Annotated in this window: 9 protein-coding genes; 7 read left to right on the top strand and 2 right to left on the bottom strand. The window is 69.1% G+C overall.

What is annotated here, in order from left to right; translation table 11 throughout:
- Positions 1-235: 235 nt before the first annotated feature.
- Together IAE41_RS19660 and gshB are read right to left on the bottom strand one after the other, a co-directional pair.
- On the bottom strand, positions 236-1120 hold the full coding sequence (locus tag IAE41_RS19660) for an energy transducer TonB (RefSeq protein WP_200734256.1): 885 nt from the start codon (positions 1118-1120) through the stop codon (positions 236-238).
- A complete protein-coding gene (gene gshB / locus IAE41_RS19665; RefSeq protein WP_200734257.1) occupies positions 1120-2067 on the bottom strand; it encodes a glutathione synthase in 948 nt (315 codons plus the stop codon). Before gshB ends, IAE41_RS19660 begins: the two co-directional genes overlap by 1 nt.
- A gap of 240 nt (positions 2068-2307) precedes the next feature.
- Here gshB and pilG point away from each other — a divergent pair, with 240 nt between their 5' ends.
- The 7 genes from pilG (at position 2308) to IAE41_RS19700 (ending at position 14264) form a co-directional block, all read left to right on the top strand.
- A complete protein-coding gene (gene pilG, locus IAE41_RS19670) occupies positions 2308-2709 on the top strand; it encodes a twitching motility response regulator PilG (RefSeq protein ID WP_005418455.1) in 402 nt (133 codons plus the stop codon).
- 18 nt (positions 2710-2727) lie between these two features.
- A complete protein-coding gene (locus IAE41_RS19675) occupies positions 2728-3090 on the top strand; it encodes a response regulator (protein ID WP_079222863.1) in 363 nt (120 codons plus the stop codon).
- Entirely contained in the window at positions 3090-3620 is a 531-nt protein-coding gene (locus tag IAE41_RS19680; RefSeq protein WP_108760549.1) for a chemotaxis protein CheW, read from the top strand. The genes IAE41_RS19675 and IAE41_RS19680 overlap by 1 nt, the downstream gene beginning before the upstream one ends.
- Before the next feature lie 41 nt (positions 3621-3661).
- Complete coding sequence (locus IAE41_RS19685) at positions 3662-5698, top strand: methyl-accepting chemotaxis protein (RefSeq protein WP_079222861.1); 2037 nt, start codon at positions 3662-3664, stop codon at positions 5696-5698.
- A 100-nt stretch (positions 5699-5798) separates the two neighbouring features.
- The gene (locus IAE41_RS19690; RefSeq protein WP_200734258.1) at positions 5799-12479 is read left to right on the top strand and encodes an Hpt domain-containing protein; all 6681 of its coding nucleotides are present in this window, start codon (positions 5799-5801) and stop codon (positions 12477-12479) included.
- Positions 12466-13803, top strand: a complete 1338-nt coding sequence (locus IAE41_RS19695) for a chemotaxis protein CheB (protein ID WP_200734259.1) — start codon at positions 12466-12468, stop codon at positions 13801-13803. The genes IAE41_RS19690 and IAE41_RS19695 overlap by 14 nt, the downstream gene beginning before the upstream one ends.
- Positions 13800-14264: a chemotaxis protein CheW gene (locus IAE41_RS19700; RefSeq protein ID WP_079222859.1), complete on the top strand. Its 465-nt coding sequence runs from the start codon at positions 13800-13802 to the stop codon at positions 14262-14264. The genes IAE41_RS19695 and IAE41_RS19700 overlap by 4 nt, the downstream gene beginning before the upstream one ends.
- Positions 14265-14320: the final 56 nt, after the last annotated feature.

Consider the following 14320-nt stretch of genomic DNA (forward strand, 5'->3'; position numbering starts at 1 on the left):
AGGCCTCTTTGGCGACCTGCAATTTGAAACAAACCTCATATCTATTCATGTAACCCTCGGGGTCGGATCAGGTGTCCAACTCCCGGGGGTCACTTCAGGGATGGGTTTACGGCGTGTCCTGCAAGCCCACACCGCCCCGCCAGACCCACAGCCCAACCGCCGCTTTTGACGTTGAAGTTGACGTTGACGTTGACGTCCAGCGGGTCCCGGGCCGCCGGCCCGGGCAACAGAAAACCTACCGGTCGTCGCGCAGTTCGCCACCCGGCAGGAACACCCACGTCCGGGTCACCTGCAGGATATCCACGCCATCATCCGTCTTCGGCAGCGCCGGGAATGGCTGCGCCAGACTGATCACCCGCAAGGCCGCCTCATCCAGCAACGGTGTACCACTGGATTTCAGGATGCGGCTGCTTTCCACGCTGCCATCGCGGCGCACCCCCACGCTGATCACCACCTGGCCGCCCAGCCGGCGCTGGCGCGCTTCGTCCGGGTAGTTCAGGTTGCCCACCTGCTCGGCGCGGTCCACCCACGCACGCAAATAGTTGGCATAGGCGTATTCGCGCGTGCTGGCCGAGACGAACTTGCGGTTCGGGCGCTTGGCGTACTGCGCCGAGCGCAGGTGCACCTCGGCGGCGAGCCGGGCCATTTCCGCATCACGCTGCTCGCGCGCGGTCTGCGCCGCATCCGGCGTAGGCTCCAGCGGGGTGGGGCGGGCCTGCGCCTGCGCCACGGTGTCCTCGCCATTGCGGCTGCTGACCACCCGCGCCTGCGGTGGCGGCACCGGCGCGGCCGACTGCTGTTGCTGCGGCACCGGGCTCAGCCCGGCCTGGGCCTGCGGCACGATGCCGGTCTGGTTGTCACGCGGGCGCTGCGCACGGTCATGCTCGCCGCCGCCTTCCTGGCTGGCCGCCGCCAGGAAATCGGCCTGCTTCGGCGTCAGCGCCGTGCGCGTCTGGCTGAAGATCACCTCCAGCGTCGGCACCAGCGGCGCCTCGCCCTTGACGGCAAAGCCCACGCCCAGGATCAGCAGGGCGTGGACGATGACCGACAGGGCAAGGGTGGCCCCCAGCCGCTGCGCTTCGCGCGGCGGCGGGGCCAGCACAGCAGGTGCGGCGTCCATCAGCGCAGGCCGGCCTCGATCGCGTCGAACAGGGTGCCGGCGATGTTCAGGCCGTACTGCGCGTCCAGTTCGCGCACGCAGGTCGGGCTGGTCACGTTCACTTCGGTCAGGTAATCGCCGATCACGTCCAGGCCGACGAAGCGCATGCCGCGGCGCTTCATCTCCGGCCCGACCTGGGCGGCGATCCAGCGGTCACGCTCGCTCAACGGGCGGCCTTCGCCGCGGCCACCGGCGGCCAGGTTGCCGCGGAACTCGTCACCCTGCGGGATGCGCGCCAGGCAGTAGTCCACCGGTTCACCGTCGACCAGCAGGATGCGCTTGTCGCCGGCGGTGATGTCGGGGATGAACTTCTGGGCCAGCGCCAGCTTGCGGCCGCCGTCGGTCAGGGTTTCCAGTATCACATTCAGGTTCGGATCGCCCTGGCCGCTGCGGAAGATGGAGCGACCGCCCATGCCGTCCAGCGGCTTCAGCACGGCCTGGCCGTGTTCCAGGGCGAAGGCCTTCAGCGCCTTGGCGTCGCGGCTGACCAGGGTCGGCGGGCAGCACTGCGGGAACAGCAGGGCGGCCAGCTTCTCGTTGTAGTCGCGCAGGCCCTGCGGGTTGTTGACCACGCAGGCGCCGGCAGCGGCGGCCACGTCCAGCACCTGGGTGTCATAGACGTATTCGGCATCAACCGGCGGGTCCTTGCGCATCAGCACGATCTGGCCGGGGCCGAACATGGTGCGGCTGAATGCGCCAAGCTCGTACCAGCCAGCGGGGTCGTCGCGGACCTGCAGCGGGGCGGTCTGGGCCACGGCCACGCCGCCTTCCAGCGCCAGGCCGCCCGGCCGCACGTAGTGCAGGGCGTGGCCGCGGCGCTGGGCTTCCAGCAGCATGGCGAACGTGGTGTCCTTGGCGATCTTGATGTGGGCGATGGGGTCCATCACCACGATGACGTTCAACGGCATGGGTGCACCTGTCAGGCAAGGCGTTGATGGTAGCGGCAACGCCCCCCGCGTGCCTGCCCGGGGCAGTGCAACGCTGCGTCCGTCCTGCGGCCTGCGCAGTCATTGCCAAACGGGTCACGTTCAGCCAGCCGCCGACCCAAGCGCCGTGGGCGTGGCTTGAAGCGGGCGCCGGAAGTGCGATATAGATACGCCTTCGTAGCGGCCCCCAGCACAGAAGGGTCGCGCGCTTGGGGAAAGGCAATGACTGAAAACACGACTGCGGGCGGGGAGCTCGCAGGACTCCGGGTGATGGTCATCGATGACTCGAAGACCATCCGCAGGACTGCGGAAACACTGCTGAAGCGCGAAGGCTGCGAAGTAGTGACCGCGACCGATGGCTTCGAGGCCCTGGCCAAGATCGCCGACCAGCAGCCACAGATCATCTTCGTGGACATCATGATGCCCCGTCTCGACGGGTATCAGACCTGCGCGTTGATCAAGGGCAACCAGCTGTTCAAGGCGACGCCGGTGATCATGCTGTCCTCCAAGGACGGCCTGTTCGACAAGGCCCGCGGGCGCATCGTCGGCTCGGAACAGTACCTGACCAAGCCTTTCACGCGTGAAGAACTGCTGGGTGCCATCCGCACATACGTCAACGCCTGACCAGGGGGGAAAGGCACAATGGCTCGTATCGTCCTGATCGAGGATTCACCGACCGACCGCGCGGTGTTCACCCAGTGGCTGCGCCGTGCCGGCCACGAGGTGCTGGAAGCGGACAACGCTGAAGATGGCCTGCAGCTGGTGCGTGACCAGGTTCCGCAGCTGGTGCTGATGGACGTGGTCCTGCCCGGCATGAGCGGGTTCCAGGCTACCCGTGCGATGGCCCGCGACGCGGCGATCAAGCACATCCCGGTCATCATCGTCAGCACCAAGGCGATGGAAACCGACAAGGCATGGGGCCTGCGCCAGGGCGCGGCCGATTACATCGTCAAGCCGCCGCGCGAGGAAGACCTGATCGCGCGGATCAACGAACTGGTGGCCTGATGCGTTCGCCCTTCGACATTCTTGAAGCCTATGAACGGCGCAGCCTGTCCCATGCGGTGCAGCTGCCCGGGCGGCAGTTCGCCGAGGACATCTGGCGTGGCGTCGGTTTCCGCGTGGGACAGCGCCGGCTGGTATCCGATTTCCGCGAAGTGGTGGAAATCGTGCCGATGCCGCCGGTGACCCCGGTGCCCTGCGCGCAGCCCTGGCTGCTGGGCGTGGGCAACCTGCGCGGCAACCTGTTCCCGGTGGTCGACCTGAAGTATTTCCTGGAAGGCACGCGCACCGTGCAGCAGGAAGGCCAGCGCGTGCTGATCATGCGCCAGGCCGGCGGCGACGTTGCCCTGACCATCGACGAGCTGTTTGGCCAGCGCAGTTTCGAACTGGGCCAGCAGGTCCAGGCCGGCACTCTGGCCGAAGGCCGCTACGGTCACTTCGTCGATCGCGCCTTCCATGCCGATGGCTACGACTGGGGCGTGTTCTCGCTCTCGTTGCTGTCGCGCACCCCTGAATTCCGGCAAGCCGCGGCCTGAGGCCGGGCAACGCCCCCTGCATTGAAGATCGAGGTTGAACGATGAGTACTGCTTCGGACGCCCCCAAGACCGGCAAGCTGCGGCTGGGCGGCAGCAACCTCTGGCTGGCCCTGCTGGCCCTGTCGATGATCCTGTTCGGTGTGAACACCGGCGTATCCACCTGGCAGGGCAGCCGCCTGGCCGACGCCGGTTCCAAGGCGGCCGACCTGCAGGTGCTCTCGCAGCAGCTTGCCAACCAGGGCCGTGACGCCGTGGGCGGCAACGCGCAGTCGTTCACCGCCTTCAAGGCCACCCGCAACGCCATCGAGCAGAACGTGTCCACGCTGCAGGGCCGCTACGGCAACGAGCCGGGCGTGTCCAAGGCGATCACCCGCCTGTCCGACACCTGGACGCCGCTGGGCAAGCAGGCCGGCCAGCTGGTGGCCAGCGAGCCGGCAGTGCTGGCGCTGGCCGGCAACGCCAACAACTTCACCGGCGCCGTGCCGGGCCTGCAGGCCCAGCTGAACGAGCTGGTGCGCGCGATGTCCGCCTCCGGTGCCCCGGCATCGCAGGTGTACAGCGCCCTGCAGCAGGTCGTGGTGGCCGGTTCGATGGCCCGTCGCGTGACCGAAATGCGCGCCGGCGGCACCGCTGCGGCCGCTTCGGGCGACGCGCTGGCCCGCGACATCACCGTGTTCTCGCAGGTGCTCGATGGCCTGCGCAACGGCAATGAAGACCTCGGCATCACCGCTGTGCGCGGTGCCGGCGCCGTGGCCGCGCTGGAACAGTCGCAGCAGAAGTGGGAAGCGATGAAGCAGGACGCCGACGCGATCCTGGCCAGCTCGCGCCAGCTGTTTGCCGCGCAGTCGGCAGCCAATGCGCTGGGCCAGGGCTCGGCGCGCATGCTGGACGACAGCCGCAAGCTGTTCGAAGCGTTCTCCTCGTTCGGCTCGGTGTCCGATACCCGCCTGTTCCCGAACTTCTGGATCGGCGTGGTGTCCGGTGCGCTGTCGCTGATCGCGATCATCGGCTTCGTCTCCACCAGCGTGCGCAGCCGTTCGCGTGAGCAGGAACTGCGTTACCAGACCCAGGTGGAATTCAACAGCCGCAACCAGCAGGCGATCATGCGGCTGCTGGACGAAATCTCCTCGCTGGGTGAGGGCGACCTGACGGTGAAGGCCTCGGTGACCGAGGACATGACCGGCGCGATCGCAGACGCGATCAACTACGCCGTGGACGAACTGCGCCACCTGGTGACCACCATCAACGACACCTCGGCCAAGGTCGCCGTGTCCACCCAGGAAACCCAGGCCACCGCGATGCAGCTGGCGGAGGCCGCCGGCCACCAGGCCAACCAGATCACCTCGGCCTCGGACCGCATCGGCGAAATCGCAGCGAGCATCGAACAGGTGTCGCGCAACTCGGCCGAGTCGGCCGACGTGGCACAGCGCTCGGTGGTCATCGCCGCCGAGGGTGCCGGCGTGGTGCGCGAAACCATCCAGGGCATGGACCAGATCCGCGACCAGATCCAGGAAACCTCCAAGCGCATCAAGCGCCTGGGCGAGTCCTCGCAGGAGATCGGCTCGATCGTGGAACTGATCAACGACATTTCCGAGCAGACCAACATCCTGGCGTTGAACGCCGCCGTGCAGGCCGCATCGGCCGGTGAAGCCGGTCGCGGTTTCGCGGTCGTGGCCGACGAAGTGCAGCGCCTGGCAGAACGTACCTCGGGTGCGACCCGACGCATCGAAAACCTGGTCCAGGCCATTCAGGCCGATACCAACGAAGCGGTCACCTCGATGGAACAGACCACCGCCGAAGTGGTGTCCGGCGCGCGCCTGGCCGAGGACGCCGGCACCGCACTGACCGAGATCGAGCGCGTGTCCAACGCCCTCAATACCCTCATCAAGAACATCTCCATCGCCGCCCAGCAGCAGTCCGCGGCGGCCTCGGACATCACCCGCACGATGGGCGTGATCCGCCAGATCACCGGCCAGACCTCGCAGGGTGCCGGTCAGACCGCCGAGTCGATCGGCCACCTGGCGCAGTTGGCGGCCGACCTGCGTCGTTCGGTCGCCGACTTCAAGCTGCCGGCGTGACGCGGGCAGGGCGGCGAGCAAGGAATCATTCGATGAAGCATTTCCATTTTCCACGCCAGAATGCGCGCGGCCTCCGCGCGGCGGCGACCGGAGCGCGTCCATGAGCAGCCTGCGCGATGCGATGAGCCATGCAGCGCTGGGCTGGGTCAAGCCGGAGCTGGACGAGACCCTGCGCCAGGTGCGCCACGAGGTCGAGTACTTCGCCGAGGACCCGGCTGACGGCAGCCGCATGCGCATCTGCGCCGGCTACCTGCACCAGGTGCAGGGCACCCTGCGCATGGTCGAGCTGTATGCCCCGGCGATGGTGGCCGAGGAACTGGAACAGCTGGCCGTGGCTGTCGGCGAAGGCCGCGTGGCCGACCGCGATGAAGCCTGCGCCACGCTGATGCGCGGCAGCGTGCTGCTGCCCGATTACCTGGAACGCCTGCAGAACGGCCACCGCGATATTCCCATCGTGCTGATGCCGCTGCTGAACGAGATCCGCGCCGCGCGTGGCGAGGAAGGCGTGAATGACAGCGTGCTGTTCGCCTTTGCACCGGACAGCGTCAGCGCCACCGAAGCCGAGCTGGACCACGCCCGTGGCAGCCTGAGCGGACGCAACCGCGAGCTGCTCGACACCGTTGGCAGCGCGGTCAAGGAAGAACTGCTGCAGGTCAAGGATGCCCTGGACCTGCACCTGCGCACCGGCGGTGCGCCGCAGCAGCTGCAGGAACAGGTGACCAAGCTGGGCGCCGTCGGCGATACGCTGGGCATGATGGGCCTGGGCGCTGCCCGCAGCGTGGTCGCGCAGCAGCGCGATGCGTTGCTGGCCGTGGTCGAAGGCCGCCAGCAGATCGACGAGGACATGCTGCTGGATATCGCCGGCGCACTGCTCTATGTCGACGCGTCGCTGGACGACCAGGTCGCCCATCTGGGCGCCGGTGGCAGTGGCGAGGATGACCCGAGCGCGGTGGAGAACCGGCGCACGGTGGAAGTGCTGGCGCACGAGGCGATCGCCAATTTCGCCGCCGCCCGCGAGCATTTCGTCGCGTTCATCGAAACCAGCTGGAACCATGCCGAGCTGCAGGACGTGCCGCGCCTGCTGGGCGACGTGTCCGGTGCGCTGCGCATGCTCGACCTGGGCACCGCCGCCGACTACCTGCGTGGCGTGCAGCAGTACATCGAGGCCGAACTGATCGGCCGCCAGCGCGTGCCCAATGGCCGCCAGCTGGACACGCTGGCCGATGCCATGGCCAGCCTGGAGTACTACCTGGAAGCGCTGCGTGACCGCCGCCCGGGTCGCGAAGACATTCTCGACATCACCCGCAGCAGCCTGGAAACCCTGCGCTACTGGCCGCTGCCCGAGCGCGCCAGCGCCGGTGCCGAGGCCGACGCCGACGCGGTGCAGCCCATCGTGCGCGAAGGCGTGGCAGTGACCGCCGTGCCGCTGCAGCTGGATCCGGTGGAGATCGACGTGCAGCCTGCCGCACCGGCGCCGGGCGAGGTCCCGCCGTCGCTGCCGGACTTCACCTTCGATCCGCTGCCTGCTGCGCCGGTGGCCGACAACAGCCTGATGTTCGGTGCGCTGGGCGGGCAGGACACTGCCGCCACCCCGGAACAGGCCGAACCGGCGTCGTTGCTGTTCGCCGCTTCCACTGCGCCGGCACCGAGCGTGCCGCAGTGGGAACTGGGCAGCCACGAGCCTGCGCCCGCCGCCGATGAGCGCGCGCCGACCTTCAACAGCTTCGATCCGGTCAGCTTCGACTCGGTCAGCTTCGACCCGGTCAGCGCCGAGCACGTGCAGGCGGCCCCGCAGTGGTCGTTGTCCGAGGTGGCCGATGCACAGACCGATGAAGGCGACGCGCTGGTGCTGGAAGACAGCGTCGAGGACTTCGGCTTTGCCGCGCTGGACGAAGCCGCCACGGGCGCTTCGCTGGAGCTTTCCGCTGCCCCGGCGTTCGACCCGGTGGCCGCCGAGCATGACGCCCCGGCGATGCTGGACGATGTGGTGTTCCACTTCGACAACAGCGCCCTGGACAACGCTGATGACGTGCTGTCGCTGCAGGCGATGGAAACGTTGTCGCTGGACGAGGAACTGGACGCGCCGCAGCCGGTGGTCGAGTTCGCCGACGCCGTCGAGGCTGCGCCGGTCGAAGCACTGGCGCCTGCCGCGACCATCGAGCCGGTCGAGCACATCGACATGGCCGACGTCGCTGCCGAGGCTGCGCCGGTCGAAATGATCGAAGCCCTGGCCGCCGCCGAGACCGGCGCGGACGAGGGCCTGGCGACCGTTGCGGCACCTGCCGCGACCGTGTCCCTGGTCGACGTCGATACCATTGCGCCGATCGATTTCAGCGAGGCCGACGCGCAGTTCTTCGCTGAACTGAGCGCCGCGGCCGCCGAATTCGACCCGCAGGCCGCACCGGCCGCACCGGTTGCCGACGTCGCCGCCGAGGCCGTCGAGGCCATCGAAGCGGCTGGCTTCGAGGCCGGTTTCGACGATGACGCCGAGAACATCGACCAGGACATCCGCGAGGTGTTCCTGGAAGAGTTCGACGACGAGATGGGCAATCTCGGTGCGCTGCTGCCGGCCTGGCGCACGCAGCCGGACAACATGGACCGGCTGCGCCCGATCCGCCGCGTCTTCCACACCCTCAAGGGCAGTGGCCGCCTGGTTGGCGCCCGTACCCTCGGCGAATTTGCCTGGAAGATCGAGGGCATGCTCAACCGCGTGCTTGAGGGCAAGCGTGCAGCCACCCCGGCCGTGCTGGCGATGGTCGACCACGCCAACGCCGCGCTGCCGCAGCTGAACGCCGCGCTGCGCGATGGCCAGCGTGTCACCGTCGATCTGCAGGCAATGCAGGCCATTGCCGATCGCGTTGCCGCAGGTGAGGAAACCTTCTACGTGCCGCTGCCGGTTGCCGCTGCACCGCAGCCGGCCGTGCCGGCCGAGGTCGATGCGTTTGCCGCCGAGCCCGTGGCCGAGCCGGTCGGTACGCCGGCCAACATCGACAGCGTGCTGCGCGAGATCCTGGAAGCCGAGGTGGACGTCCACCTGGCAACGCTGCAGCAGTGGCTGCAGTCGGCACAGCAGGCCGAGCAGCCGGTGAACGATGCGCTGCTGCGCGCCGTGCACACCATGAACGGCGCCTTCGCGATGACCGAAGTGCCGGAGATCACTGCCGTCACCGGCGCTGCCGAGTCCTACATCAAGCGTGCGCTGGCCGCCGAGGTCGTGCCGGGCGCCGAGGCGCTGGGTGCGTTGCAGGCGACCGCGCAGGCGATCAGCGCGACCATGGAAGCGCTGCAGGCTGAACAGCCGCGCATCGCACCGCAGGCCGAGCTGGCGCAGCGCCTGCAGGCGCTGGCCGCTGAGCTGCCGGAAGCACGCTGGCCGATGGTCGGCCTGGACCTGGACGACGACGAGCTGGACGGGATCGAAGCCGACGTCGCCGCTGTCGAAACGCCGGTCGAACCCGAAGCCGAAGCGGTCGAAGCACCGATCGAGGCGCCCGCTGAAATCACCGGACTGGCCCTGGCGGAGGAACCGGACGCAGCGGCCGTGGCCGAGGCTGTGGTCGACACCGGCACCGACACCGTCACCGCACCGGACATCGGCCTGGCTGCCGCCGAACTGACCGGTGGCGAAGACCTGTCGCGCTACTTCGACGCCGGCTGGCCGTCGATGCCGGAGGCGGCCGCAACGCTGCCGACGGCGACCGGCGAGGCAGGCACAGTAGAGACCCCCGAAACCATCGAAACCGCGCAGGATGCGGTGGACGTCGCGCCGGTGGCGATCGACGTCGATGCCGCCGGTCTCACTGCCGTCGACGATCTGTCGCCCTACCTGGACGCCAGCGCGCTGCCTGTGGACGACCGGGATCCGGAAGACGCCGAGGTTGCGGCGGAGAATGACGCAATTGCCTCGGAAGCTCCGATGCAGGCGCCGGTCATCGAACATGCCGATGAAGACATCGAGGCCCTGGCGCTCGACAGCGACGCATCCAGCCTTCAGGATGAAATGGCTGTGCCGGGCTTCGCAGAACCGGTCTCGCTGGAAGCCGCGCTCGACGCCGGCCTGCACGTGATCGAGGAAGAACAGGCGCAGGACGAGGACGGCCAGTGGCCGGTGCTCGGCCTGCAGGCCAGCGAACTCGCGCCGGGCGAGGCGGAAGCCTTTGCCGAGGATGCGGACGTCGGCGGGGAGGCGGCGGTTGGTGAAGGAGAGAGCGCCGACCTGCCGTCCCCGGCGACGGTGATTGACGACGTGTCGACCGATGCCGTGGCCGATGCCGCCGCGCCGCTGCGCCTGTTCGAGATGGAAGAGGCGCCGGGTCACAGCCAGGCTGCCGTCGCGCAGGCGCCTGAAGTGGCCGCTGTGGAAGCTGAGGCGGTCGAAGCGGTGGAAGCTGTCGAAGCTGTCGAAGCTGTCGAAGCCGACGCCGAACAGCTCGACTTCAGCATCTATGACCGCGAGCTGGTCGACATCTTCGTCGAGGAAGGCAAGGACCTGCTCGACCACTGCGACGGGCTGATCAGCGAGCTGCGCGATGCACCGCAGGACCGCGAAGTGGTGGCCGGGCTGCAGCGCGACCTGCACACGCTCAAGGGCGGTGCGCGCATGGCCGGCATCAATGCCATCGGCGACCTCGGCCACAGCATCGAATCGCTGCTGGAAGCCGTGGCCGCCGGCCGCACCGAGATCGAGCGCCGCGACGTGCAGCTGCTGGAGCGGGGCTTCGACCGCCTGCACCAGCTGCTCACCCGCACCGGCGACCACCGCGTGGTCGAGCCGGCGCAGGATCTGGTGGAGGCCTTCGAGGCCCGCACCCGCAACGACGCCGCCGTTGCCGCCAGCACCAGCGCAGGCATCGCCGAGGAGGTCGTCGAGGCACCGGTTGCCGCCGCGTCGCTGGCCCTGGCCGACGCACCGCTGTCGGCACCGTTGCCGGTGGAAGGCACGCCTGACGAAGATCCGCTGGCCCGCCCGCAGCAGGAACAGGTGCGCGTGCGCGCCGACCTGCTCGACCGCCTGGTCAACCATGCCGGTGAAGTGGCGATCTACCGCTCGCGCCTGGAGCAGCAGCTGGGTGCCTTCCGTGGCGCCATGGGCGAACTGGAGCGCACCAATGCGCGACTGCGCGACCAGCTGCGCCGCCTCGATCTGGAAACCGAAGCGCAGATCGTCGCCCGTTACCAGCGCGAGCAGGACCAGGCCGACCAGAAGTTCGATCCGCTGGAACTGGACCGCTTCTCCACCCTGCAGCAGCTCAGCCGTGCGCTGAACGAGTCCGCAGCCGACTTGGGTGGCCTGCAGGGCGTGCTGGACGATCTGTCGCGCCAGTACGACTCCCTGCTGCAGCAGCAGTCGCGCGTCAGCTCGGAACTGCAGGACGGCCTGATGCGTGCGCGCATGGTGCCGTTCGACGGCCTGGTGCCGCGCCTTCGCCGTGTCGTCCGCCAGGCGGGCATGGACACCAGCAAGCAGGTCCACCTGACCCTGGAAGGTACCCACGGCGAACTGGACCGCAACGTCCTGGACCGCATGGTCGCGCCGCTGGAACACATGCTGCGCAACTCGGTGGCCCACGGCCTGGAAGCACCGGAACAGCGTCGCGCTGCCGGCAAGCCGGAAGAAGGCGAGATCGCCATCCGCCTGCACCGCGAAGGCTCGGAAATCGTGCTGGAAGTGGCCGATGACGGTGCCGGCCTGGACCGCGAGGCGATCCGCCGCCGTGCCATCGACCGTGGCCTGCTGGCCGCCGATGCCGCGCCGAACGAGCAGGAACTGGACAACCTGATCTTTGCCTCCGGCTTCACCACCGCCGACCAGGTCAGCCAGCTGGCTGGCCGTGGCGTGGGCATGGACGTGGTGCGCAACGAAGTGCGCCAGCTCGGCGGCTCGGTCGACATCCAGTCGGTGCGTGGCCAGGGCGTGCGCTTCACCCTGCGCCTGCCGCAGACGCTGGCCGTCACCCAGGCCGTGTTCGTGCAGATCGGCGAAACCACCTTCGCCGTGCCGGTGGCGTCGGTCAGTGGTATCGGCCGCCTGTCGCGCGAGCGGTTCGAAGCCGCCGACAGCAGCTACCGCTACAGCGGCGAAGACTATCCGCTGTACGACCTGGGCAGCCTGGTCGGGCAGGCCCCGGCGCGCGCCGACGGCCAGGACCAGGTGCCGCTGCTGCTGGTCCGCGCCGGCGACCTGCGTGCCGCCGTGGCGATCGACCAGGTGCTGGGCAACCGCGAAATCGTGGTGAAGCCGGTCGGCCTGCAGATCGCGTCGGTGCCCGGCATCTACGGTGCCACCATCACCGGCGATGGCCGCGTGGTGGTCATCCTCGACGTGGCACCGCTCGTGCGCCGTTACCTGGCCAACCCGATCGCGCCGGTGCAGGAAAACGCACCGCGCCAGGACCGCCAGGTACCGCTGGTGATGGTGGTCGACGATTCGCTGACCATGCGCAAGGTCACCGGCCGCATCCTGGAGCGCCACAACTTCGAGGTCAGCGTCGCCCGCGACGGTGTCGAAGCACTGGAGCAGCTGGAAGAACGCGTGCCCGACCTGATGCTGCTGGACATCGAAATGCCGCGCATGGACGGGTACGAGCTGGCCACCGCGATGCGCGCCGACCCGCGCTACAAGGACGTGCCGATCGTGATGATCACCTCGCGCAGCGGCGACAAGCATCGCCAGCGCGCCTTCGAGATCGGCGTGCAGCGCTACCTGGGCAAGCCGTACCAGGAGCTGGACCTGATGCGTAACGTGTATGACCTGCTGGGGATCGCCCGTGTCCGTGAGTGACGTCAATCCGGTTCCGGCCGTTGCCCTGCTGGCCCGCCCGGGCGCAGCACGCGAGCGCCTGCGCGAAGCGCTGGCCCATGCCGATGTGCAGATCGTGCTGGAAGATGATCCGGTCACGCTGGAGCCGCAGGCGCTGGCCGATGCCCATCCGCAGTTCGTGGTGATCGCCCTGGAAGCGGCCATCGAAGACGCGCTGGAGCGCCTGGAGCCGGCATTGTCGGCGCCGGGCCTGACCCTGGTGTTCGACGAGGCCGAACTGGCCGCGCGCCGCGATGGCTGGGAAGCGCAGCGCTGGGGCCGCCACCTGTCGGCCAAGCTGCACGGCCACCAGCAGGTGCTGCCGCCGGGCGCCGAAGACGAACCCAGCCTGCAGCTGGAACCGGGCCGGCCTTCGCCGCCGCCGGTGCCGCCGAAGGACGAGGTACTGCACGCGCACATGGAACAGGCCCAGGACTGGGCCGGCGATGTGCCCGCCGACAGCCTGTACGCACCGCCGACGCCGTCGCCCTCGTTTGCCGAGCCGGTGTCGCTGGAACAGCACCTGGCGGCCCTGCAGGCGCTGCCGCCGGAGCCGGCCGCTGATGCAGCCGAGGCACCCGCTGCCGACGCCCCCGTGCCGCCGCCGGTGTCCTTCGATCACACCGCCTGGTCGCTGGTTGACGAGGCCGCCGATGCGCCCGCCGCCGCGCCCGCGCGCAACGAGCCGCCCGCAGTGCCGTCCTTCGAGACCGGCCACCTGAGCCTGGTCGACCTGGATGCCGGCCTGCCGGCCGGCGCGCGCGCCGGCTCGCTGCTGGTGCTGGCCGGCATTGGCGGCCCCGATGCGCTGCGCCGCCTGCTGGGCGCGCTGCCGACCGGGCTGGCCGTGCCGGTGCTGGTGCACATGCGCCTGGACGGTGGCCGCTACGGCAACCTGGTCAAGCAGATGGCGCGGGTTTCGCCGCTGCCGGTGCAGCTGGCCGAAGCCGGCCAGCGCGCAACGCCGGGCGAAGTCCACATCCTGTCCGACGACATCGGCGTGCGTGCCGCCGCCGATGGCCTGCATTTCCAGACCGATCCGCTGGGTGTATCGATTGCCGGCCTGCCGGCCGAACACAGCGCCCTGATCCTGCTCAGTGGTGCCGACCTGGCCCATGTCGGCCCGGCGCTGGATCTGGCCGCCGCCGGTGCCTGGGTGGCCGGGCAGGTGGGTGAAGGCTGCTATGACCCCGCCGCGGCGACCGCCGTGGTGGCTGCCGGCATGGTCGCCGGCGAACCGCAGGAACTGGCGCGGGCCATCGCCGCGCGCTGGGGCGTGGACGAGGACAACGGAGAGACGCCATGAGCTACGCAAGCAACGATGAAATCCGTGGCGTCCTGATCCAGTCCGGTGGCGAACGCGTGCTGCTGCCCAATGCCACCGTGGCCGAAATGATGTCGCGCGTGCCGGTCGAACCGGTGGCCGACGCACCGCGCTGGCTGGTCGGGCAGATCGCCTGGCACGGCTGGCAGGTGCCGCTGCTGTCCTTCGCCCGCCTGTCCGGCCTGGGCGATGAAGTGGTCGGCGGCCACAACAAGGTGGTGGTGCTGAAGGCCCTCAGCGGCAACGCACAGCGCCCGTACTACGCGCTGCTGACGCAGAACTTCCCGCAGCTGATTGCCGTGCCGCGTGACGGCCTGCTGGCCGACGCTTCGGAAGAAACCCTGCCGGACATCGTGCACATGCGCGTGCTGCTGGGTGAACGCAGCGCGCTGCTGCCGAACCTGGACGCGCTGGAATCCGCGCTGGATTCGCTGGCCGCCTGACCATCCGCCGGGGGGGGGGGGGGGCCCCGGGCGCCGGGGGGGGGGGGGCCGGAGGC

It is taken from the genome of Stenotrophomonas sp. S39 (genome assembly GCF_016624665.1).
Classification (GTDB): Bacteria; Pseudomonadota; Gammaproteobacteria; order Xanthomonadales; family Xanthomonadaceae; genus Stenotrophomonas.